This window comes from Psychrobacter sp. FME5 (assembly GCF_014861375.1).
Lineage (GTDB): Bacteria > Pseudomonadota > Gammaproteobacteria > Pseudomonadales > Moraxellaceae > Psychrobacter.
On record NZ_RRYX01000003.1, the window covers coordinates 62,855 to 87,617 of the forward strand.

The following is a 24,763-nucleotide window of genomic DNA, read 5'->3' on the forward strand; positions in this document are numbered from 1 at the left end:
TAGCTAAGTATTAATCTTTTGCAAGTTTGGCAATCAAAGCGCTTAATAATTGATATTCTTTTTGATCGAGCTGTAGGCGCGAGCCCAGTCGAGACAAACGCGATGGTAGCGATTTTAAATTTTCACTGTCTGCCAGTTTACGTTGCACCATTAATGCGGTGATGCGTTCTGTAAGCTGTTGCAATTGCTGCTGGGTAATCGCAGGTTCATCCCATTGCTGACGTAGATAGGTATTAAGTAGGGGATGTTCTGTTATCTCTAAGCTGCCCGTCGTTTCTAATCTTTCCTCATTACCCTTATTACTATCAGCTTCGATATGCGTTTGGGTATAAGCAAAGATAAAACTGGCTATCACTTGCACCGCTGAGGCGACATTGAGCACTGGGTAGGCAGGATTGGCATCGATTTGAATATGATAATCAGCGTAAGCCAACTCTTCGTTAGTCAAACCACGATCTTCACGGCCAAATAGGATAGCAATATTTGGCTTGTTGGCCTTATCACTTATTGGTTGATCATTGGTAGTCGTGCTTAATGCTATAGCCGACTGCTTATCAATAAAATCCAGCATGATTTTGGCCGCTTGGGTAGGTGTTACCACAGGGCGGGGCAGATGACGACTGCGACTGCTGGCCGCAAACACTAGCTGACAGTCCGCTATTGCCGACTCTAGTGTCGGCGCAATGGTTGCTAATGACAATAAATCACTACCACCAGCGGCGTGTGAGACACTGGTGTCATCAATTGGCAGCTTAGGGTCAACGACCGTTAAATGTGATAAGCCCATAGTATGCATCGCGCGCGCTGCTGAGCCGATATTGGCGGGTAAGGTGGTATTAACCATCACCACTTGTATGCAAGACAGATAATCGCTGACCGAAAAACCCGCTATTGACGATGATGCATTGTTATTCATTATTGCCCCAAGCGCTGGTTGATGTCTTGTTCTGCATGGTCTAGTGCCATGGCAATATCTTCGATAAGCGGGGCTTGTTCGCTGATACGCTGCTCGCGGCATCGCTCTTGTAATTGACTGCTAAGATTCACCAGTTGGGTTGTACCCAGATTAGCGCTGGCACCTTTTAATGCGTGAGCAAGCTCAAAGCCATTGGCATTATCGTTTTCTTGCTGCGCGATTCTAAGTTTGGTGATACGCTCATGACAGTCAGTAATATAGACTTGTATTAAATCGACAAAGTCTTCTTCTAGTAAGTCACGCATATCTTCAAATTGCTCATCATTGATAACCTGGTCATCAGGATTGGCAGTTATATTGTTATTGTGGTTTTCAGCCATGGTCATGTGTCCAATAGGATAAAAGTTAACATGGAAAGTTTAAGTGTCGTTGGTTTCTTAATGCTAATGAATATGCTAACGCTAATCAAATCATCAGCTGTAATGAAAGTGTAATTTATCCTCACTAATCATACTTTTTAGCTGTTGTAAATTATCGTCATTTGGATAAACGCGCCAATGCTCCGATAAACCAACATTGGCAATGCCATATTCTTCATAGATACTCAGCCCAAGTGGCAGGCAGTTATCGTTAATGGAAGCGTCTGTATTACTCAGGGCGTTGTTGGCATAGCTGCTGCCATTTTGGTGAAGAGTATCTTGGGTCATGTCGCTTTCTAACGCCAATAAATCGTTGCCATCTTCATCATATAGGCTGCCGCCCATCACCGGATCGTAAACACCGTTAGCGCCGTTGTTTATATTACCGCCTTGCTCGTTTTGTTCATGGTCATAAGACAGCTTTGGTACCGGAATAATACTGGCTTGTGCAGATTTAAGTAACGGTTGCATGCGCGTCAGTAAGTCGATATCGCTGCCGTGAATTTTAATACTGATTTTTTTTAGCCATCTGAGGCGGGCATCGACCATGCTCATAGCACTATCAAGGCGCGCAAACAGGCGACCCTCGCGCTCACGGATACTGCCTTTTATAATTACTACTTCGTCAACCTTGAGCTGGTCTTTAACACGATTGAAGCGCTCAGCGTAACAGCTTACCTCTAGCCTTGAGGTGCCATCATCCAAGGTAATGACGTTACGGTTACCAAAATTGGCGATGTCGATGATTAAGCCTGCAAAGTAGCAGCTACCATTATAGCCAGTATCCGTGAGCTTATCGAGGCGTGCGCCTGAGGTATAACGTTTTAACTCGTCTAAATACTCATTGATAGGATGTCCCGTTAAATACAAACCTAAAGTATTTTTTTCAGCTTTTAAACGATGCTTATCGCCCCAAATCAACTCAGGTGTCATCACGAGTGGCGGTGCGGCAACGACGCCATCCATTTCACCAAACAAATCCATCATACCGATTTCTTTATTCTGACGGTCTTGCTCAGCGGCTTGCACCGCGCTTGGCAGTTGACTCATCAGCGCACCGCGAATCTCGTATGCTTCGTCTGCTGGCAAGTCAGGTCGTAAAGTGGTAGCAAAGTCATCAAAACAGCCAGCGTTTATCAGACCTTCAAGGGTGCGCTTATTAACCTTTTTGATATCAACGCGTCGGCAAAAGTCATATAAATCTTTAAACGGACCCTCACGGCGGCGCGCATCAACGATAGATTCAACCGCACCTTCACCAACCCCTTTAATAGCGCCCAGTCCATAAATAATGTTGGTTGGCGTATCAGCAACAAAGTGCCATTCACTGCGGTTAACCGATGGATTGACCACGGTTAAATCAAAGTTTTCACGGCAGTCATTGATAAAGAACACCACGTTATCGGTGTTGTTCATATCTGAAGTCAGTACCGCGGCCATAAATTCGGCAGGGTAGTATTGCTTTAGATAAGCAGTTTGATAAGCCAGTACACCATAAGCAGCAGAATGCGAGCGGTTAAAACCATAACCGGCGAACTTTTCCATCAAGTCAAATACGCCACCTGAAGTCACTTCATCGATACCTTGCGACGTCGCCCCTGTGATAAAAATATCGCGCTGCTTGGCCATCTCTTCAGGCTTTTTCTTACCCATAGCACGGCGTAACATATCAGCGCCGCCCAAGCTATAGCCTGCCATTACTTGCGAGATTTGCATCACTTGTTCTTGATAGACAATAACGCCGTTGGTGTTTTCTAAAATTGGCTCAAGGTTAGGATGGTCATAAATGACTTCCTCGCGGCCGTGCTTACGGTCGATATACATCTCGACCATACCGGCATCAAGCGGGCCGGGACGATAGAGCGCACACATGGCGATGACGTCTTCGATATTGGTCGGTTGTAATTTTGCCAGATACTTTTTCATGCCCATACTTTCTAGCTGAAAGACAGCCGTGGTTTTGGCATCTTGCAGTAGCTTATAAGCCTTGCTGTCATCTAATGGCAACTCTTCTAACACCAGCGCATCTTTGCCTTCTATCGCACGGCGTCGATTGATGTTTTCAACGGCCGCGCTAATTACCGTTAAGTTACGCAGACCCAAGAAGTCAAACTTTACCAGACCAACATCTTCGACATCGTCTTTATCAAATTGACTAACGCGGTGTCCTTCGTCATCACAGTAAATAGCACTAAAATCAGTGATTTTATGAGGGGCAATTAGTACGCCACCCGCATGTTTACCGACGTTTCGGCAGACACCTTCCAGCTTGATGGCCATCTCCCAAATCTCAATGGCATCTTCATAATCCATATTATCAGGGTTGGATATTAAGTCTTTGAGCTGCGGCTCTTGTTCGAGGGCTTGGCTCAGCGTAATACCGGGCGTTTTGGGGATGAGTTTTGATAATTTGCTGGCGAGAAAGTACGATTTACTTTGGACACGCGCCACATCACGTACCACCGCTTTTGCTGCCATGGTACCAAAGGTGATAATCTGCGAGACCGCTTCACGCCCATAAGTTTGTGCGACATAATCAATAACGCGGTCGCGACCTTCAATACAAAAGTCAATATCGAAATCGGGCATGGAGACACGCTCAGGGTTTAAGAAGCGCTCAAATAATAAGTCGTAGTGAATAGGGTCAAGATCGGTAATGTTTAACGCATAAGCGACCAAGGACCCGGCACCAGAACCACGACCCGGCCCAACAGGTACGCCATTGGCTTTCGCCCAGCGGATAAAATCCATGACGATTAAGAAGTAACCAGGGAAACCCATGGATAAGATAATCTCAAGCTCATATTCTAAGCGCTCGTCATACTTTTGGCGAAAGTCGCTCCAGTGTTCACTACGCTCGTCAACAGGAAATAGCTTGTCTAGCCGCCTATCAAGACCGCGTTGTGATTCAGCCCGAAAAAACGACTCAGTGGTCTCACCTTCAGGTACGGGAAAATCAGGCAGGACGTTAATACCCAGAGTCAAGGTCACATTACAGCGGGTTGTTAAGCGTAAGGTATTATCAATAACTTGCGGAATATCAGCAAACAATTGCTCCATTTGCGCTTGAGTTTTTAAATATTGCTCATCAGAATAAGTTTGTGGGCGATTTTGGTCGGCGAGTACATAGGAGCCTGCGATACAAACGCGTGCTTCGTGAGCATCAAAATCGTCTTGTTCTAAAAAGCGCACGTCATTATGGGCAACAATTGGAATATTGTGTTTGGCACCCGCGTGAATCGCCGCTTTAATAAATGCGTCTTCGCCTGAGCGATTGGTACGTTTGATGGCAAAATATAAGCGATCACTAAAATAGGCTTGCCACTCTGTAATCAGCTCATCGGCTTTTTCTGGCATCGAACCAACTAGCGCCTGTCCAACATCAGATTTTTCGGTAAATAAAACAATGACGCCTGCCGCATGCTCTAAAATATGGTGACGTTTAATGACAGGCGTACCATGGTTGGCAGGGTCTGCGCGACCTTCGGTAAAGCCAAGCGATACGATGCGGGTAATGTTTTGATAGCCTTCGTTATCCATCGCCAATAAGGTCAAGCGTGTGTCGTCATTATCCATAATGACTTCACTACCGATAATGGGTTTGATACCAGCGCCCAAGCAGGCACGGTAGAACTTTACCGTGGCATAAAGGTTCGATAAATCAGTCAACGCAAGCGCGCTTTGATTGTCTGCCGCTGCCGCTTTAATCAACGGCTTGATACGCACGATAGAATCGGTAATGGAATATTCGCTGTGAATGCCAAGGTGTACAAATGCCATAGAAGACTCTTACTGGTACGATCGAGAAGGAATGGGTTGTATGATGATAAAATTTTTATTATCAATACTTTATGCTTTTTTAAGACGCAGTAGAACGCTAAAACTTGTATTTTTACCGTTTAAATTTGGTCGTTAATAATAGCATTATTTGGCGCGGGCAGCTACTGATTCAAACCTATAAGACTGAGTAAAAACATGTAAAAAACATTTTTTATGCCTATAAAATCAATACCATAAGTGAGTTTTCATGGTAAATACTTAAGTTTTAACGTATGAAAAAATATAAATCATCATCCATCAAGCTAGTGCCAAATCGTAATGTCAGGCATTTTTGATATAGCCAGTATTTAATATCATGTTAAGACTGGTAGGTAGTGCGACGGTTTTTTTAACTAGCTGCTCAAAGGAACAGGAGTAACCGTGCCATTGTTACAAGTGAATCTCATATTTCCGTTATTTAAGTTGTACTTTGATCTAAATCCTTCAACACCACCAGACTGCTTAGCAATGAGATTATTTTGACAATCTGTGACTTTGCTAGGCAAGTAGGCTTTACCATCTTTACAAACGAAGTCATAGGTTCCTTTCGGCAAGTTATTATCTTGCCAAAATGTATCAGCATCTGAAATTGAAAGCTCCATGCTTAAATTATTTCCTCTGCAGTCTCCCACTAATCTTCCTTGATCATCTTTCAAATATTTTCCACCTCCTTGTAGTGCAGCGTTCATATCGAGACACGCATTAAGAGGTAGAAGGCAGATGGTAATTAAGACAGCTCTAATAATTTTCATAATTCTGCTCCTTGATTAACCTTGAATGACGTATCGATAAAACAGATTTTTATTATTTTCCATAGCGGTAAAAAAAGGAGTTGAACGCATCAATACATCATTAAAAGCAGAGACTATAAAGACGCACTACTTATTAGTATAATCTATAGGAACAACTTTACTGCCTTGACAGTTGAACATGGTGTACCAAACCATTTCACCATCTTTATATCTGGGGAAATTATTGTTGAGCTTGAACTGGCTAATACCGCCTGATTGTTTAGCGATGAGATTACCTTGACAGTCAGTTACTTTACTAGGTAAGTAGGCTTTGCCGTCTTTACAGACAAAGTCAGTAGTTCCTTTAGGCAAATTATTAGCCTGCCAAAATCTATCAGCTTCTGACGATGGTTTATGCTTCAGACTTAAGTTGTTTCCTCTACAATCAATAATCATTCCATTGTTATCTGATAAGTAATCTGTTCCTCCCGATAAATATCCACTATTCCAGTTTCGAAGATTATCGCAAGCGGTGAGAGAGAGTAGGCAAACACCTGCTATGATAGTGCTGATGATGTTCATAATGTTGCTCCTATTGGTTAGCCTTGAATGACGTAGCGATAGCATTATCTATATCTACGATAATCATATAAATAGAATAAACTAAGTCGCAGCTAACTATTAAAACTAAGCCTTTAATCGGTTACTACGAGCTACTTATATGAACAGGAGTAACTGTGCCATTTTTACAAGCAAACCTCATATTCCTGTTATTCAAATTGTACTTTGCTCTAAAACCTTCAACGCCACCAGATATCTCGCCAAAATGAATATGCTCAGCTTTTGGGGATTAAAGAAAAAAGAGGCTTGCCTGTTTTCCAGCTTACCGCAGTTGTACATTTTACTACGGCGTTGCCAAAATCATTATTCTAAATATTTTGTCTGCATTTGCGAGTCGATTAAAAACCTAAAGTAGTTTCATAGGCTGCTAGTCCTGGTGTGCTGGTCATGAGTAATACGAGTTTTATTGATTGCATAATAGAACTCAGTGATATGATTAATACCCAACCACCGCCGCATCGACGATACGTGGGTCAGAAGAACCATAGACGCCATTTGGGGTCATCATAATCGACTGGGTTGAGCCCATGGCTGATTGTGGGCTAACTTTGTGCCCCATTGATTCTAGCTTTTGAATAGTATCGACATTCAGCGCTTTTTCGACTCGAATCTCATCGGGCAGCCATTGGTCATGGATACGCGGTGCGTGTGTCGCTTCAGCGATATTCATATCATGATCGATGACGTTAGAGATCACTTGCGCGACGGTAGTAATAATGCGGCTACCACCGGGGCTACCAGTGACGATATAAGGTTTACTGTCTTTAAATACGATTGTCGGACTCATCGAGGATAACGGCCGTTTATTAGCTTCTACCGCATTTGCTTCACCGCCTAATAATCCATAACCATTTGGCACACCCGGTTTGGCAGAAAAATCATCCATCTCATTATTGAGTAAAATGCCTGTGCCGTCAGCGACAAGACCCGTACCGTAAGAAAAGTTCAGCGTATAGGTATTGGCTATCGCATTGCCGTCTTTATCAACGATAGAGAAATGCGTGGTTTGATCGCTTTCATAAGGTAGTGGATTATTTGCCTTAACGGTAGACGCTGGCGTGGCTTTTTCTGGATTAATCAACGCGCGCAGTTTATCCGCATAAGCTTGTGAGGTTAAGCCGCTGGCAGGCACATCGATAAAATCAGAATCCCCCAAATACTCCGCTCGATCCGCATAAGCCAACTGCATTGCTTCAGCCATTAAGTGAATCGTTTGCGCGCTGTTTTGACCGTAGTCTTTTAGCGGATAGCCTTCTAAGATATTTAAAATCTGTACGATGTGTATACCGCCAGAAGAGGGTGGTGGCATCGACACAATCTCATAACCACGATACTCCCCTTTGACTGGCTCGCGAGCAATAGCTTCGTAATTGGCTAAGTCTTCTAGGCTCATGCTACCGCCAGCTTCATTAACCGCTTTTACCAGTTTTTTGGCCGTTTCCCCTTTATAAAACCCATCGGCACCTTTTGCCGCAACAAGCTTAAGTGATTTTGCCAGTTCAGGTTGTTTTAAACGCTCACCGGGTTGATAGGCGCTGCCATCGGCTTTAAAAAATATCTTTTTAGTACTTGGCCATTTTTGCAAACGATCGCTTAGGGCTTCTAGTGACTCGGATAGACCTGCAGTCACTTCTATACCGTCCTCAGCCAGTACAATGGCTGGTGCCATCACTTGTCCGCGACTCATGGTGCCATGATCTTCTAACGCTTTAAGTAATCCTGCGACTGTCCCCGGAACCCCAATCGCTAAGCCATGATAGCGTGATAAATCACTGACCGCATTGCCTTCTTCATCGAGATACATATCACGCGAGGCGCTACTCGGCGCTTTTTCACGGTAATCGAGTGCCACTGTTTTGCCTTGCTTGGCATCATAAATCATCATAAAACCACCACCGCCGATGTTTCCAGCACGCGGTAAGGTCACTGCTAAGGCAAAGCCAACGGCGACCCCAGCATCAACCGCATTACCACCGTCTTTTAAAATTTTGAGTCCGATATCAGAAGCCAGCGCTTCTTGGGTGGCGACCATGCCATTCTTTGCCCAGACTGGATGATGAATCGCGTCAGCTGAGTAAATGGCTTGATCGGTTTTGGCAGTGTTAGTCGTGGGGGTAAGGACATTACTTGTTGCTGGTGTAACACGCTGAGTTTCAGACAATACGGTAGGATTATCAGTCATAATCGCTAGATTGATAGCACTGGTATTAATCGATGTTGGGTTGATGGTATTTGATTGGTTGATTGTCGATTCAGCAGCATGAGCAGATAGCGATACTAAAAACGTACTGCTGATTAACAAGATAGCGGCTTTAATTTTCGATCTATCTTGAAAGATATCGCGAGAAGTATGAGTGGTGTTTTTTGACATTGAGCTTGGCATTATAAGTTCCTTTTTACGCAAGTGATGAAACTGGGTTCGTAGCAGCTAAGCTATAAAAATAAAGCGGTTAAAATAGTCACTAAATAGTCACTAGCTCTACATTTTATAAGCAAATAGTCTTATCAGAAATTCTAAAAAACTTTCTTAAGAAATACGCTCTAATCTTACTAAATTGTAACGCCTTGTGTTATAAGTATACTCAATAATACCCACTTATTATCGACTTTTTATATGTATAAAGGGACTTTTATGTCATTCAACCATAGTGATAATCGCGAACAACAGCGTTACTCTGACATGACTCATCACCAGTTATCTGCCAATAATCATACCGAGCGTTCACATCAGTCGCGCAAATTAATCTCCATCACAGGCTGCGCATTACTGCTTGGCGGTGCGGCTTTTGGGCTGACAGGCTGTCAATCAAGCCCAACGCTATCATCGTCTGCGGCATCAAAAAGTATGATTGATTTTAATACTGCCGATAGTGTACAAAACCAAGCACAAGGACGCGCGTTTAATGCCGAGATAACAGCCAAATCTAAGCGCTATCAACAGCTATTTGATCAAAGCAAAAACCCCAATACGGACAATCAAGCCAAGTCACATTTACTTGCTGCTATTCGTCAGCATCTGGCAACAGAACATGTGGCAGTCGCGCAAGCCAATTATCATGCCGTCCCTTTTATTGACCCAGATAGCATAGATGCAGGCTCTAGTAGCTTACTTAGAACGATTATAGAAGCTTATGCTTATGAACCTGAAAGCATAGATGAGGGTATGGACTATAATGAGAGCGGATCGAATGATAATGACGAGAGAGTTAACGATAGCTATGGAGATAGTGATGAACTGACAATAGCGGATGCGGCAACAGCAGTAGTAGATGACGTGAAAGATATCAGTGAATATGGCGATTATGATGTCATCGATGCCGATGAAACTGTTGATGATTATCATCGCTACTATGAGGATGGCTATAATCGAGAGGGTTACGACAGAGATGGCGATAATGAATATGGCAATGCAGAGGGCGGTCTTCTCTCAGGGGTCTCAAACCTAAAGCCCAAAAACCTATTAAAAAACTATGAAACCGTACAGATGGCCAAACAGCAGTCAAAAGCTGTAGAAGATAGCCAATCATCAATGCCATCTACTGGCATCATCGGTCAAATGCTGAGTATGTTCCATCGCACGCCGGAACAGATAGCCGCGTCAAATGCTTATCAATATCAAAACTTAACGTTTAATAGTGTCAGTCAGTACAAACCCAAACAACGACAACTGCAAAGCGTCTATAGCTATGACTATGTGACGCCGACGATTAGCTCATCCGTACAGATACCGTTAGCATTCGATTTTAACCATAGTAAAGTTACGGTAGACCCGTCAGCAATTATGCCTATCGTGGCGCTCGTTAACCCTGAAAACACCCCTTTACCTAACCAAATGGCCTCAAATACCGTCAGTTTTGGCTTGCCTGAAGCTATTACGGCGCAGCTGCCACCAGCAGTCCTTTATGATGCTGCCATTGCTGCTATACAGAGCAGCATGGCAGAGTTAGCGCCTGAGCACTTTAGCGCGGTAGATATTCGTCATGATGCCTTTGCCAAAGAAGTCGGCGCGAGCCGCGCTGTAAAGCTGCATTTCGGTAGCAAGCAAAGCGGTGAGATGATCGGCAAAACCCTAAAATACATGACACAGTCGCTACAGGATTATGTCGATGCCAATCCACAGAAATATCCTGATGGCGCGATGCTGAAAACTGCGCTTGCGAAAGTGCAGCTATACAATAAAGGCTATCAAAGTGCGGATGTGGGCGCGCTATTGCAGCTCATTGAGGCCATTGGTCCGATCTCTTTTAATCAGATAAATCACTATTATTTAGACAGCTCAGATCGCCTGCTTGCCAAGCAGCAGCGGATAAATATCGGCGGCGACTTGATGGGTTCGACCACCAGCGTGCTAAACCAAATACGCTATGATAAAAGTAGCTTTAATAACCATGCGCTAACGCCTTTATTGACCGAGTCTTTTGGCGTAAACGCTAAAGCTGCTATCGATGGCAATGCATGGATTGCAGAGCAACGCCAACAAAAAGACAGACTGCAAGCAGCACGTGAGGCGCGCTACGATTATAGTGGGAGCAGTATTGATTACGATGATGATTATGATGACTATGTTAGCGATTACGCTGATGATGTGGCAGAGAATGATTATGACGATGACGATGACCAAAAATACTGATAATAGAAAAGCGGTTAAATAGCGCTATTTTATTACGTCTAAGTCAATATTTATTAAGGATAAAAAATGAAAACAGTACATCAAATCATTGCAAGTCGTCTTTCGTCAGTTAGCCTTGCGTCAGTTCTCAATGGCAATCGCCTATTTGCTAGTGTATTGGTAACAGGGGCACTATTATTAACAGGCTGCCAATCTACCAATCCTAGCCAATCCAATGCTATGACTGCCAAGCAAACGCCAGCGGCAGCAAAAGCAGCATTGGCAACTGCATTACAAAAACAGCGCCGCCAGTCTTTTAGTTATCATAGTAATCTTGAGATTAGTAACGAGCAGCAGTTTAGTGATATAAATACTAAAGTAGATGCCAAAGAGCCAGTCGCCTCAGATTATATTTATGAATACTGCGAAGACACACATGATCAAGCATATACCGTCTTACTTGCTCAGGCAGCAGCACAAAATAAAGACATTTTGGCGGTGGGTTATGACGCTGAGCGAACGACGCTGAAAGACCGCTACCTTGAGTGCACGAATGCGTATGAGGCATGGGTAGACAGTAAATATGATAGTGATATCACCGTGCCAGCATCTTACCAACAGCTATTTGATAGTTACGATGATCGAGCGACAGCGCAAGATGTCAAAAAAGCAAAGCTGCTAGATGCTTATGTGCTAAAGCCACTATCTATCAATGCACAAGGCGTTTATCAGCCAATGGCTGGCAAGGCGACTATGCTGGCGAGCATACATTATCAGGCGCGCAACCATCAAAGCAGCATCAATCAGCCTATGTATATCGATTTTAAAAACGGTAATATGTATCTATGGGCAGATAATTTTGCGATGTTTAATTCAGAACTGTTAGACGATAAGCTCGGTACAAAGTGGCGTAATAAGTGGCTAAAGCTAGCCATTGATGATGGTAGCTTACCCAAGGGCTTTGGTAGTGAGTTGATAAAAAGTCATTTTGCGGCGCTAGATGCCACATTTGATGCCGCACCTATTAGCCAGTTTGATTATGTCGCTCCTACTACGCTAGCCTCGCTTTCTCCTAAGTTACCTGCGCATCAGCTACCAGCCATGCTGGCAAGTAACCAAGTCATTCGCCGTGTACAAAGTGTCGAGAGTTATGAGCAGTTTTATCAAGACTACATGCGCATCGTCTACGAGCGGATTGGTCAGCGATATCCAGAGCTAGTCAAAGAAAGTGAATCTTACGAGCTAGGCGAGACTAATACTGATAAATTTACCAGTAAAGCATTAGTACAGCAAATGTTGGCAATGATAAAAAGCGGCATCGACAGTGGTAGTGAAACAAAAGAAGAGGCGGTAGAAGGTGCAATGCTAGCAAATACAGAGATGCAAGCGCTGTATGGATTTGATAAGCGGGGTCAGCTTAAATGGCAGCATCTGCGTCGTGAGCTACCGAGCGAAACTGTCTCTAATAAGAATATGGTCGTAGATGTTTTACAGCAATACTCCGCTATAAGCGCTAAAGACAAGGCATTTCCCAACTTACCCAGTAATAGTCAAGTACCAAACGCCAGTAATAGTATCGATATGCGAGAGTATGGCAGCGAGCTGATGCAATATTATCGTGATGGCAATGGTACTGCGATGGGTAAGATGATGTTTAGTGTCATGCCAATGGCTAAAAAGAAGTTTGGTTCGATTGACTGAGCGAAATCTGGTTAAACCTTGGTTTAAAAACCTAAAAAGCGCACCGGCTAACCGATGCGCTTTTTTAGATAAATGTCCTATCAATTAAAAAGCAGTGGTCAATTACAAGCCTTGTTGATGGTGCTTACCATGCATTTTACGATTTTTTGCACCATGATGACCTTTTGCTTGTCTTTCTGATTTTAATTGCGCCATTTTTTGACGCTGTTCGGCAGTCAGTACTTGAGAGATTGCATGTTGGGTTTGAATACGTTCGATAAAGCGCTGCTTGGTTTTTGCCGCTTGCTGGTCAGCCAAGCGATTGACAGCGGCGTTGTTTAACGTACTGGCACTGGTTAACGCTTGGATTTGTTTTTGCGTTTGCGCACGTTCTGCTTGGTATTTCGTGCGATCATTTTTGTGACCACTATATTTTTCTTTCATGATAGCTTTGATTTGCGCTTGCTGCTCGGCTGTCAAATCCAGCTGTGCCATTGGCCCTTTCATACCGTCTTTATTCATGGCGTTTTTCATGCCATTTTTATGGTGCTGCATTTTGCTGGTCGTTGGTGCAGTGTCGGTGGTGGCATTAACACTGGTGCAAGCCGTTACGGTGAAAATGCTAGACATTGCTAATACTGAGCCTATTAATAATTTTTTCATTGTTATTACCTTAATTTATAGTGCATACGTTATTGATTGCGAAAAAGTCAGTTTTTATCTGATAAGCCTATCAATGATAAGTGTCCCGAATAGCTACTATTCATCACTACTTGCCATCAGGATTGGTTGCTGATAGCCGCTATCATACGTCAGTTAGAAGTTACGAACATTTATGAAGTATTAAGAAAGGTAACGTTTATAGCGCATTGATAGGCGCTTGCCTGATAATATAGGCAGTGCTAAATAGAGTCGATAGGTTGGTAGCACACGTATCGGCTTTAAAGTGAATCAACTATATGAGTAATAATAAGAGTGAGTTACAAGAGGATGGACATGCCAAATATTTTATTGGGTGACGATGACGAAGAGTTGACTCAATTATTGCAAGAGTATTTGCATAATCACGGTATTCGCTGTGATTGTGTTCATGATGGTGAAGCCGTCATAGAGCGACTGAAAACAGCGCTGCATGACGATTTGCCTTATGATTTATTGGTGCTTGATATTATGATGCCAAAGATAGATGGGCTCAGCGTGCTACGTCAGCTGCCAGCTATTAGTGATATTCCTGTCATTATGCTGACCGCAAAAGGGGAGGAGATTGATCGCATTATCGGACTGGAGCTGGGTGCGGATGATTATATTACCAAACCCTGTAATCCTCGAGAATTGCTGGCACGTATCAATGCCGTTATCAAGCGTAGCCGCACTATAGCATCTGGTGTCGCCACATCAGAGCACGCTGTGCTACCAGACAGTCGGTTGCATCTGGATCAAAACCAGCGGCTTTGTCAAATAGATGGTACAGAGCTACAAGTTACTGGCACAGAGTTTGATTTACTCGTCGCTTTATTAAAACAAAAAGGCGAGGTGGTGAGTAAAGCATGGTTATCAAAACATGTCTTGCAACGTGAATTACAACCATTCGACCGTAGCCTCGATGTCCATGTCTCGCGCCTACGTAAAAAACTCCAGCCTTTTCATGATGAGCCAATCAAGGCGATTCGTGGCAAAGGTTATCAGTTGGTGCTTTAATGACAGACGCGACTAAGATGGCAAGTTCAGCGATAAAAAAATCGAAATTTCGCATACATATGACACTATTTTGGCGACTCTTTTTGAGCTTGCTATCGATGATTCTTATCACCTCTGTATTGTCTATTTTGGTTGAGCGCTGGCTTAATGAGCAAGAGCTGGCGACACGCATGGACTCGCAAATTGAAAAGCTATTGACGCAGCGTGAGCGATTGGTGACATCTTTACAAGCAGGTGATTTATCTACCGTTAAGCAAATTTATAGCGAAGATCGTAGGCTCATGAGCCAAATAAGGATATATGACCAGCAAGGCGCTATCATGTTTCCTAGATATCGGATGCGGCAAAGCCGTCGAGAGCCAGGTCAGACAACAGATTCACAGAGTTCTGTGTCGTCAGACAATGGTAGTTTGAATGGTAGTTCTGACAATAAAGAGCGTCGCGATAGCAACCCTCATGGCCGTTACAGCTTAAATGATGATAAATTAAAGGGTAATAATCCGGTCGATAGACCTTTTAGTCTCAATGATATATTACGACCGCTACCTCCTCATAAAGCCATTGCTGATACGGATAGCCGACCTGAGTTGGCCGAGATTACAGTGGTTATGCCGAATGATGAAAGCGTTATCATCCAGATGCGTCCGCATCTATTGTTTAAAGATGTCTTAGAGCTACAGCGTGGTAACTTCATGCTACGCCTGCTATTGATTGTCCTTTTTAGTATTTTGGTATGCTTTTGGCTCAGTCGTACGCTGACGCGGCGTATCGGTAGGGTACAAGATACGGTACACCATATGATTGATGGTAATTATGAGGTCAATCCACAATTATTAACATTGGGCTCTGATGAGCTGGGGTTGCTTGCAAAAGACGTGGCGCAACTATCAAGCCGATTGGCTGATAGTGAGCTGGCTCGTAGACAGATGCTAAGCGATATCTCCCATGAGCTGCGCTCACCACTTGCGCGTCTTGACGTGGCGACTGAGCTGACTCGAGACTTTGCCCCTAATGCCAATCACTATCTAGACCGTATCGATAAAGAATCTACACGAATGAACGAGCTGATTGAACAAATCATTCATATTCAATCGCTACAGATGCAGCAATATACCATCGATAATATAGAAGATGAAGCAGTTGATATTTCTGACATTATCAGCGAGATTGGTAAAGATGTTTGTTTTGAGTTCCAACATAAAAATGTGCGCTGGCAATGGCAGCCAAGCAATAGTTGGTTGAGAGATTCTTGCACCGTAAGGGGTAATCAAGAACAATTATATAGCGCTCTTGAAAATGTTATTCGTAATGCCTTTATGCACACATCAACAAGCTCCGCCGTCGCTGCTGAAATGATAAAAACACAGGTAGGTAATAAAATACCTGCTATACAAGTGAGCATCATAGACGAGGGCGGCGGTATCGCAGAAAAAGACTTAGCGCGTATTTTTCAACCTTTTGTCCGGCTTGATACGGCTCGTCACCGCGAAACAGGTGGATATGGCTTGGGCTTAGCCATCGTTCATGCGGTGGTTATGGCGCATAACGGCCAGATCAGTGTTTATAATCGTAAAGATAATATTCAAGGTTTGGTCGTTGAAATAATACTGCCTGTTGAATAGCTTCGCTAAAGGTTGGTTTAAATATTACTTAATTTGTACCAGTCCCGCTTTATAGCGTTGTGTATCCATTTTATTCAGGATCGACTATAGACAATCTATTTTTGTAATGTATTCAAGTAATATGTAGTAGTAACCTTACATTTATATCTCAGAAAAATAGCACGAATTTCTGAGATATTTACAATGTAGAGTATATCTCCACCTATTATATTCATTTTTTGTTATATATAAGATAAGCGGTAGTAAATAGTCGATGAACAGTATTGATACTCTCTATATATTCGTTAATAATCATATATAGAGAGTGATAATGACTATACAATATAAAACCTACCTGCTGCTTAAGTTCTAATAGCAGTTACATTTCAGCATAAAACAAATATTTTTGTAAAGTTATAAGTGTTTTATTTGATCCTTTTTACTCTCTGCAATACGGAAGTTAATTTTCTCATAAGTTGGTCAGGGAGTACACGTTATGAATCGCAATTATAAAGTGATCTGGAATGCGTCTTTAAACTGTTTTATGGCAGTTGCTGAATACGCAAAAGCGCGTGGTAAGTCGTCAAAGTCTAGCGTGAGTTCAAACGCTACCATCAATACTACATCTAATCTTTCATCTACCAGTATTTTCCGTATAACTACTCTTGGATTAGGGTTAGTTGCGTTCGGGTTTAGTCTGCAGGCGACTGCTGTGCCTTGCGACGGTAGTGCAGAAGTAGAGTGTGGAACTAATGCTACAGCAAGTGCTCTTCATGGTATTGCTATAGGTAAGAATGCCACCGTTTTAGGTAGTCAAGGGATAGCAATTGGTGGGGGGTCAAGTGGTCAGAACACAACAGCAGCGGGTGAGCAATCTATCGCCATAGGTGCGAACGTTGTTTCATCAGGTGCATCCTCTATCGGCATTGGTGGTGATGATTTAGACGCCGCCTCTAAAACCAACTTCGATGGCACCATATCTGCAGGTCCACTAAATAGTGGTGACGTCAATACGACTTTTAATGAATATGCTGGTCGAGATTTATTAGAGTTGAGTGATAGGTATGGTGGACATACTGAAGCGAGTGGAGCGGCCTCTATTGCCATGGGTGCCAAAGCGCGGTCTGCTGGTAACTTAGCAACTGCTATAGGCATTCATTCGAGCGCATCCGGCATCGCTTCATCAGCGTTTGGTGTGGCATCATCAGCCACCGAAAAAGGCGCATTAGCATTGGGCGCAGGTGCACAAGCGTTAGTACAGGATGGCGTAGCGTTAGGTTCAAGATCAGTAGCTAATGTTGCGGGCGGCACAGTAGGCTTTGCGCCAACAAATGCAAGCACAGCAGAACGAAATGCTATTACAGCAACCAACAGCACTACTCTTGGTGCCGTTTCTGTGGGCAGTGCAAAAGACGGTACTCGTCAGATTGTCAATCTAGCAGCCGGTACCAACGACAGTGATGCGGTGAACGTGGCTCAACTAAAAGGCGTATCTAACGCTATCGTCACTAACAAAACGCACTTCTATGGTGTCAATAGCACCGATTCAACCCGTGGCAATTATAACAATGACGGTGCGACTGGCGTTGATGCAATGGCGGCTGGAATAGATGCTAAAGCAGCTGGAGATCGCTCTGTTGCTATGGGTACTGGTGCTTCTGCTACGAGTTCTGAATCAACCGCATTAGGCGCTGCATCACAAGCATTTGCAGCTTCTGCTACCGCAGTTGGTTTTGGCGCAAGAGCAGATCAGTACGGTGCAACTGCGATGGGTGTGAACTCTCGTGCACAAGGCCAGTACAGCACTGCTGTTGGTCAAACTGCACAAGCGACAGGTGATAATTCTGTTGCCATGGGTAAAAACGCTAAGGCAACTAACAAAAGTGCAACAGCGCTTGGCGTCAATGCTGATGCTTTAGGCGAGCGTTCAGTGGCTTTAGGTGAAGGTGCGCAAGCTACTACTCTGACAGGCACTGCCATTGGCTCGCGTACGCGTGCTACTGGAATCCAAAGTACCGCAGTTGGTGTTGGTTCTAAGGCAACTAAGCAATGGGCAACGGCTATGGGCTTTGTTTCAGAAGCAAATGGTGTTAGTTCTGTTGCTCTAGGCGATCGAAGTGTGGTGGATGGTAAAGAGTCGATAGCGATTGGTAAAAGCAATACAGTGAGCGGTAAGAATTCAATTGCTGTTGGTACTGGCCATACTATTGGTGGAGACAACTCAGGCGCATTTGGTGACCCTAACATTGTCAACGGCAATAATAGCTACGCGGTGGGTAACAATAATACTATCGATGCCGACAACTCCTTTGTTCTTGGCAACAACGTCACGATCAACGGCAGTGACAAGCATTCGATCGCTGTTGGCGAGGGTGCGATAATTAATGGCGAAGACAGCATTGCAATTGGTCGGAACGCCTCTGCTGCGGCTGGTACTAGAAACGGTCTAGCAATTGGTGTGAGATCGAAGTCTGGTAACCACGCCGTATCTTTGGGTGACGACGCTACGTCGGGTAACTACGCGGTAGCGCTTGGTAGTAAAGCTAAAACGCAGATTGGCGGTACAGCTATTGGTCAGGCCTCCAGTGCAGTCAGCAATGCCACAGCCTTAGGTCGCGGTGCTATTGCAGGGCAGTCAGGTAATGTGGCTTTGGGGAACCAATCCATTACTGCAGCACAGCACACTGGCGCTTTTGCCATAAATAATCTACCAGTCGCAGGTTTAACTAGTGGCGCTAGGACAGTATCGGTAGGTGCTATTGGTGCTGAGCGACAAATCCAGAACGTGGCACCGGGGGTCGTGGATGCTAATAGCACCGATGCCATTAACGGTAGTCAGTTGTTTGGGACTAACAGCGTGCTTAAAGATTTAGGTGATACTGTTGACGATGGTTTAAACTTCGATGGTGACACAGGTACAACCGTTAACCGCAAGCTTGGTCAAAAGCTCACGGTGAAAGGAGGTGCAACCACGCCATTATCGGACAACAACATCGGTGTGGTGGCGAGCAGTCCTGATACCTTAACCGTCAAATTGGCCAAAAATATTGACTTAGGAAAAACTGGTAGTGTCAAAATGGGTACCAGTGCACCATTTGGTCTAGGTCCTGTGACTAATGTTAACCGTTTAGGTATGACAACAGGCAACGTTCTAGGGAGTACTGCGGTTACTGGTTTAGGAGTAGTTGTAAATGGTCCATTCGGTGTTCCTAGTACCACTTTAACTACTAATGGTCTTAACATTATTGGTGGCCCAAGCGTTACTAAATCTGGCATTGATGCAGGTGGTAAGGTAATCAGTAACGTCAAAGACGGTGTTGCACCGAAAGATGGTGTCAATGTTAGTCAGCTAGTAACCAGTGCTGCAGGATCAAGAACGGAAGTAACTAAAGGCACTAATGTGGCCAGTGTAGGTAAAACCACAGGCGGCAGTGGTCAAGACGTATATACCGTCAATGCCGACGGCGCCAGTGTATCAGGCGGTTCTACGGCAGTCACGGTGACTCCTGGCATTAAAAACACCGCCACTAACGTCACTGATTATCAAGTGGACTTAAGTCAAACGACTAAAGACAGCATCAGCGATAACACGACCAACATCACTAAAGGCATTAAATTCAACGTCAATAATGGTCTCAAGAAAACCTTTGCTTTAGGGGAAGAGATCAAGTTTGATACGGACAGCAATTTAACCACAGCTGCACTCTCTACAGGCGATGGTATTAAACTTGCCCTAGCTCCAGTGGTGAACGTTGGTACTGCTAATCCAGTACAAATCAATGGTGATACAGGTGAAATATCAGGACTGACTAATAGAGCCTTCAATCCAACGACAACCTACACTGGTGGCGTAGCGGCTACTCAAGAACAGTTGAGCGACCTTAATGGAAAAGTCACCACCTTAGGCTTCGGTATCAAAGCTGCCGATGGTAACACTGTCCAGAAGAACTTGGGTGAAGCGGTTGAGGTTGTGGGTTCTAACAGCAATATCACCACGCAAGTAAACGGTGGCAAAGTTGAAGTTGCGCTCAATAATAATCTAGATTTAGGTGCTAATGGCAGCGTCAAAATGGGTACCAGTGCACCATTTGGTCTAGGTCCTGTGACTAGCGTTAACCGTTTAGGTGTTACAACAGGCAATATTGCAGGAAGTACTGCGGTTACTGGTTTAGGAGTAGTTGTAAATGGTCCATTCGGTATTCCTAGTACGACGTTAACTACTAATGGTCTGAACATTATTGGTGGCCCAAGCGTTACTAAAACAGGTATCGACGCTGGTAATAAAAAGATTACTCGGGTTGATGCTGGTACGGCTGGTACCGATGCGGTGAACGTCGATCAATTGGGCGCCGCCATCTCAAGCAACAAAACCAAGTACTACAGCGTCAACTCAACAGGCGGTACCAACGATCTAAACGAAGGTGCCACTGGACAAAACGCCATGGCCATGGGCCGCAACTCAGTCGCTACTGGCAGTCAAGCCATCTCGATTGGTAGCAGTGCAGGCGGTCAAAAAACCACTGCCAGTGGAGAGCAGTCTATCGCCATGGGTGCCAACACAGTGTCTAAAGGCGCATCCTCTATCGCCATTGGTGGTGATGACCTAGACGCGGCCTCTAAAGCCAATCTCACAGGGGCTTCTAGCACAGCCGTCAATGGTGGTAGTGTCAACACTACCTTCAAAGCTTATACCGGTCGTGATCTTGTTGAGACCCCGCCGTATCAAGTGAATACTGCATCAGATGGTACCGCCTCCATAGCTATGGGTGCCAAAGCATTGTCTAAAGGCGCGTTGTCTACCGCCATTGGTATACAATCCTCTTCAGCGGGTGTCGCATCCTCAGCCTTTGGTGTGGGATCTTCAGCGAGTGAAGAGGGTTCAGTGGCCTTAGGTGCCGGATCGGTGGCTAATGTTGCAGGCGGCGCAGTAGGCTATGTTCCAACAGGCACAAGTGCAGCAGATGCAACCGCCATCACAAATACCCAAAGTGGTGCAAGATATGGCGCTGTTTCAGTAGGAAACGGGGACAAAGGTGGCAATCGTCAAATCGTCAATCTAGCAGCCGGTACTAACGACAGTGATGCAGTGAACGTGGCTCAATTAAAAGGCGGCGTCTCAAGTGTCATTGATTTGGGCCTCAACTTCGATGGCGACACAGGTACAACCGTCAACCGCAAGCTTGGTCAAAAGCTCACGGTGAAAGGAGGTGCAACCACGCCATTATCGGACAACAACATCGGTGTGGTGGCGAGCAGTCCTGATACCTTAACCGTCAAACTGGCCAAAGACTTAACCGGTCTTAATAGTGTGACGACAGGTGGTACTGTTATGAATAATAGTGGTCTAAGAGTTGGTAACAGCTTAGTCAACCAAAATGGGTTTACCTTCCTAAGCACTGGTAGTCCTAACAATACTGTTAGATTGACGAAGGCGGGTCTCCATAATGGCAACAAGCAAATCACAGGGGTTGGCAGCGCAGGTGATCTCACCGATATAAATAACGTAAACAATGCCGTCAATGTCAGCGACTTAAATGACTTTAGTTCTAATCTTGGCAAAGTTGACGTTGCTGCTGGTACCAACGTTAATAACGTCACACCAACGACGGTTGGTAACCTAACCACTTACACCATCAATGCCGATGGCGCAAAAGTCTCAGTTGGCTCAGCTTTAACCGTCAGCGATACGAAAGACACGACTACTAATCTCACTGACTATAAAGTGGATTTAAGTGCCGACACTAAAACCAGCTTGGGCAATGCCGACAGTGCCTTACAATCTGTCGTGACTCAGATTGATGGTACTGCTGTCAAAACCATTAACAAAGCAAACAATACTGCCAACTTTGTCACAGGCGATAATATGGTCTTAAGTGATGATTTATCAGGAGGTATTAAAATTGCGACTGCTCAAGATCTGGTGCTAAACAGTGTTAAAACAGGTAATACTACAGTCAATAATAATGGTATGACTATAGTGGCACCAACTTTAGCCCGTACAGTCGTACTTAACAGCAACGGTCTCAACAACGGTGGTAATAAGATCATTAACGTTAAAGCCGGTGAAGCGGATACTGATGTGGTCAACGTTGGACAGTTAAATCTAGCGAATACTACCATTAATAAAGGCTTGGACTTTGGCGGTGACAGTGGAACCGATGTCAACCGTAAACTCGGTGAAAAGCTGATCGTTAAAGGTGGCGACACTATCAATGCGGATCCAACGACGAAAAACATTAGTGTCACTGCTAATGGCGCTGATACGTTGACTGTCAGACTGGCTAAAGATATTAATCTTGGTAATACAGGTAGCGTGACTACTGGTAATACTCAAGTTAATAATGCTGGTATTACTTTATATAATGGTAGTAATGATCAAGTGGTTCTTACTAATAATGGTCTGAACAATGGCAATAACAAAATCACTAACGTTGCTGTTGGAACATTGAACGCGACTAGTAAGGATGCGGTGAACGGTAGTCAGTTATTCGAGACTAACGAAAAAGTTGCCAAAGGCATCAAGTTTGACCTAAATGGTAATACAAAAACCTACGCGTTAGGTGAAGCCATTCAAGTGGCGACTGATGCCAATATTACCACGACCGCTTTTGGTAACGGTGCAAAGTTTGGTCTAGCTGATACTATTAAAGTCGGTGGCACTAGTACAAATGCGGTATCAATAAATGGTACGGCAGGAACTATCAAAGGCTTGTCTAATACGACCTTTGATGCCGATGCCGTTTATGATGGTGGACAAGCCGCGACCCAAGAGCAGTTATCTGGTCTTCAGAGTGGTATAAACACCACCTTCAATAAAGGTATCTCGTTTGCTGGCGATAGTGGTACAGATGTCAACCGTAAGCTTGGTGACAGAGTTATTGTCAAAGGTGGGGTGAGCGATCCTACAAAACTCACGGACAGTAACATCGGTGTGATTGCTGATGGTACCGATACACTATCAGTCAAGTTAGCCAAAGACCTCACTGGACTGAATAGTGCGAGCTTTGGTAATAATGTCATGATTTCATCCACTGGCTTAAGAGCTGGTGATACCTTAGTCAATCAAAGTGGTGTGACGTTTATTAGCGAAGAAAGTCCGAGTAAAACAGTCTTGCTAAGCAGTAATGGCCTAAACAACGGCGGTAATAAAATTACCAATGTTGCAAAAGGTGAAGCAAAAACTGACGCTGTCAACGTTCAACAATTAAACGAAGTCAAGAAAAGTGCCGCTGATGCCAATAAAGGTTGGGATTTAAGTGCACAAGGGGATACAGCCACCACTACTACTGTAAAACCAAGCGCCAAAGTCGACCTAAATAACACAGATGGCAATATTACAGTGTCTAAAACGGCAGACAGTAACGATGTCAGTTTTAATCTAAATAAAGACATTGCCATAGAAAGTGTAAAAACGGGTGTTGTGACGATGAATGGTGACGGTTTAACCATCGCAGGCGGCCCTAAGTTTACCAAAACAAGTATTGATGCTGGTGGTAACAAAATCACCAATGTTGCTAACGGTATTGTTGCGTTTGAAAGTAAAGACGCAGTGAATGGTGGACAATTACAAGAGGTTATCACTGGTATTCAATCAGATGCCGCTGTACTTGCTTTAGAAATGGGCGCTGGACTTAACTTTAATGCTGATAGTGGCCCTATTATCAACAAAAAAGCCGGTTCCAATCCACTTAGCCTTAAAGGTGGTAATAACATTACCACCACATCAGAAGGCAGTAGTATTAAGTTCGACTTGAATGGCAACATTAATGTCGATAGCGTGACGACTGGTAACACCACAGTCAGTACCAATGGCATCAGTATCAAGAATGGTCCAAGTATGACCGCATCTGGTATCTATGCGGGCAACCTTGAAACTGCCCCTAGCATGACTTCAGCAGGTATCAATGCAGCTGGTACTAAGATCAGCAATGTTGCTGATGGTATGGCACCTAGAGATGCTGTGAACCTCGCTCAACTAGATGCGGTTGGTAAACGACTGGGTGACAACATGAATCAGCTAGGTTATAAGATTGGCGAAGTCGAAGATGATGCAAACGCGGGTATCTCAGCTGCGATGGCAATGTCTTCACTACCACAAGCTTATATTGCAGGTAAATCGCTGATTGGTGGTGGTATAGGAACGTACAACGGAGAGAGCGCAGTGGCTATCGGTTTCTCTAAACTGTTTGATGACGGTCGTTGGATCATGAAACTAAATGGTACGGCAGATACTCAAGGCAATGTAGGTGCTTCGGTTGGTGCAGGTTTCCATTTTGATTAAAACCGCTGAGTTAAAATAAGCTAAGCATCAACTACGACTGTTAATAATACACAAAAAAGCAAGACATCTAATGTCTTGCTTTTTTATATACAGCTTCTAGAATCGGTACTACAAAAAATGAGATCTAGCAACTGCTAGCAACTGATTGGTACGCCTCATATGCTCAAGCCATTATATATTTAAGTCATTCAGCTTGTTTTTTACCAGAAAGTTGCTAATATGCGGCAATGGGTTTTATTGTGGGTTTCGTGTCAAACACTTCGTTGTGAAGTGGTTTGATATTAATAGGGAAGTTACTAGGGGCTGTATAGAATTCAAATCAGCGGCAGCCAGATAAAGACACAAGCGAGAATTACGGCAGCCTCATAGCTGGCTTTAAGCTTATCAT

General features: G+C 44.1%; 12 protein-coding genes. 5 read left to right on the forward strand and 7 right to left on the reverse strand.

Annotated features, from left to right (window positions below; translation table 11 throughout):
- Positions 1–10: 10 nt before the first annotated feature.
- The 6 genes from EI161_RS01070 to ggt form a co-directional block, all read right to left on the reverse strand.
- The gene (locus EI161_RS01070) at positions 11–916 is read right to left on the reverse strand and encodes an RNA methyltransferase (protein WP_192528783.1); all 906 of its coding nucleotides are present in this window, start codon (positions 914–916) and stop codon (positions 11–13) included.
- Positions 916–1,296, reverse strand: coding sequence for an Hpt domain-containing protein (locus EI161_RS01075; protein ID WP_192528784.1), 381 nt, complete (start codon positions 1,294–1,296; stop codon positions 916–918). The genes EI161_RS01070 and EI161_RS01075 overlap by 1 nt, the downstream gene beginning before the upstream one ends.
- Before the next feature lie 93 nt (positions 1,297–1,389).
- A complete protein-coding gene (gene dnaE, locus EI161_RS01080; RefSeq protein ID WP_192528785.1) occupies positions 1,390–5,115 on the reverse strand; it encodes a DNA polymerase III subunit alpha in 3,726 nt (1,241 codons plus the stop codon).
- Between the two features lie 392 nt (positions 5,116–5,507).
- Positions 5,508–5,906, reverse strand: a complete 399-nt coding sequence (locus tag EI161_RS01085) for a hypothetical protein (RefSeq protein ID WP_192528786.1) — start codon at positions 5,904–5,906, stop codon at positions 5,508–5,510.
- A gap of 126 nt (positions 5,907–6,032) precedes the next feature.
- Positions 6,033–6,467: a hypothetical protein gene (locus EI161_RS01090; protein ID WP_192528787.1), complete on the reverse strand. Its 435-nt coding sequence runs from the start codon at positions 6,465–6,467 to the stop codon at positions 6,033–6,035.
- Between the two features lie 475 nt (positions 6,468–6,942).
- Entirely contained in the window at positions 6,943–8,877 is a 1,935-nt protein-coding gene (gene ggt, locus EI161_RS01095) for a gamma-glutamyltransferase (RefSeq protein WP_192528796.1), read from the reverse strand.
- A gap of 261 nt (positions 8,878–9,138) precedes the next feature.
- On the opposite strand from ggt, the gene EI161_RS14760 reads away from it, so the two are divergent.
- Both EI161_RS14760 and EI161_RS01105 read left to right on the forward strand, forming a co-directional pair.
- Positions 9,139–11,136 (forward strand): hypothetical protein, encoded by a 1,998-nt coding sequence (locus tag EI161_RS14760; protein WP_225735168.1) that lies wholly within the window; start codon positions 9,139–9,141, stop codon positions 11,134–11,136.
- Between the two features lie 66 nt (positions 11,137–11,202).
- A complete protein-coding gene (locus EI161_RS01105; RefSeq protein ID WP_192528789.1) occupies positions 11,203–12,816 on the forward strand; it encodes a hypothetical protein in 1,614 nt (537 codons plus the stop codon).
- Positions 12,817–12,918: 102 nt separating this feature from the next.
- Here EI161_RS01105 and EI161_RS01110 read toward each other — a convergent pair whose 3' ends face one another.
- Positions 12,919–13,458 (reverse strand): Spy/CpxP family protein refolding chaperone, encoded by a 540-nt coding sequence (locus EI161_RS01110; RefSeq protein ID WP_192528790.1) that lies wholly within the window; start codon positions 13,456–13,458, stop codon positions 12,919–12,921.
- Between the two features lie 333 nt (positions 13,459–13,791).
- Here EI161_RS01110 and EI161_RS01115 point away from each other — a divergent pair, with 333 nt between their 5' ends.
- The 3 genes from EI161_RS01115 to EI161_RS01125 all read left to right on the forward strand — a co-directional run bounded on the left by EI161_RS01115 (position 13,792) and on the right by EI161_RS01125 (position 24,375).
- On the forward strand, positions 13,792–14,493 hold the full coding sequence (locus tag EI161_RS01115; RefSeq protein WP_192528791.1) for a response regulator transcription factor: 702 nt from the start codon (positions 13,792–13,794) through the stop codon (positions 14,491–14,493).
- On the forward strand, positions 14,493–16,115 hold the full coding sequence (locus tag EI161_RS01120) for a sensor histidine kinase (protein WP_192528792.1): 1,623 nt from the start codon (positions 14,493–14,495) through the stop codon (positions 16,113–16,115). Before EI161_RS01115 ends, EI161_RS01120 begins: the two co-directional genes overlap by 1 nt.
- 475 nt (positions 16,116–16,590) lie before the next feature.
- Positions 16,591–24,375, forward strand: a complete 7,785-nt coding sequence (locus EI161_RS01125; protein ID WP_192528793.1) for a YadA-like family protein — start codon at positions 16,591–16,593, stop codon at positions 24,373–24,375.
- Positions 24,376–24,763 lie beyond the last annotated feature (388 nt).

What these genes read in the sequence shown, in the direction of transcription:
- EI161_RS01070 (WP_192528783.1), bottom strand. Translation starts at nt 916, where the DNA reads ATGAATAACAATGCATCATCGTCAATAGCGGGTTTTTCGGTCAGCGAT.
- EI161_RS01075 (WP_192528784.1), bottom strand. Translation starts at nt 1,296, where the DNA reads ATGGCTGAAAACCACAATAACAATATAACTGCCAATCCTGATGACCAG.
- dnaE (WP_192528785.1), bottom strand. Translation starts at nt 5,115, where the DNA reads ATGGCATTTGTACACCTTGGCATTCACAGCGAATATTCCATTACCGAT.
- EI161_RS01085 (WP_192528786.1), bottom strand. Translation starts at nt 5,906, where the DNA reads ATGAAAATTATTAGAGCTGTCTTAATTACCATCTGCCTTCTACCTCTT.
- EI161_RS01090 (WP_192528787.1), bottom strand. Translation starts at nt 6,467, where the DNA reads ATGAACATCATCAGCACTATCATAGCAGGTGTTTGCCTACTCTCTCTC.
- ggt (WP_192528796.1), bottom strand. Translation starts at nt 8,877, where the DNA reads ATGTCAAAAAACACCACTCATACTTCTCGCGATATCTTTCAAGATAGA.
- EI161_RS14760 (WP_225735168.1), top strand. Translation starts at nt 9,139, where the DNA reads ATGTCATTCAACCATAGTGATAATCGCGAACAACAGCGTTACTCTGAC.
- EI161_RS01105 (WP_192528789.1), top strand. Translation starts at nt 11,203, where the DNA reads ATGAAAACAGTACATCAAATCATTGCAAGTCGTCTTTCGTCAGTTAGC.
- EI161_RS01110 (WP_192528790.1), bottom strand. Translation starts at nt 13,458, where the DNA reads ATGAAAAAATTATTAATAGGCTCAGTATTAGCAATGTCTAGCATTTTC.
- EI161_RS01115 (WP_192528791.1), top strand. Translation starts at nt 13,792, where the DNA reads ATGCCAAATATTTTATTGGGTGACGATGACGAAGAGTTGACTCAATTA.
- EI161_RS01120 (WP_192528792.1), top strand. Translation starts at nt 14,493, where the DNA reads ATGACAGACGCGACTAAGATGGCAAGTTCAGCGATAAAAAAATCGAAA.
- EI161_RS01125 (WP_192528793.1), top strand. Translation starts at nt 16,591, where the DNA reads ATGAATCGCAATTATAAAGTGATCTGGAATGCGTCTTTAAACTGTTTT.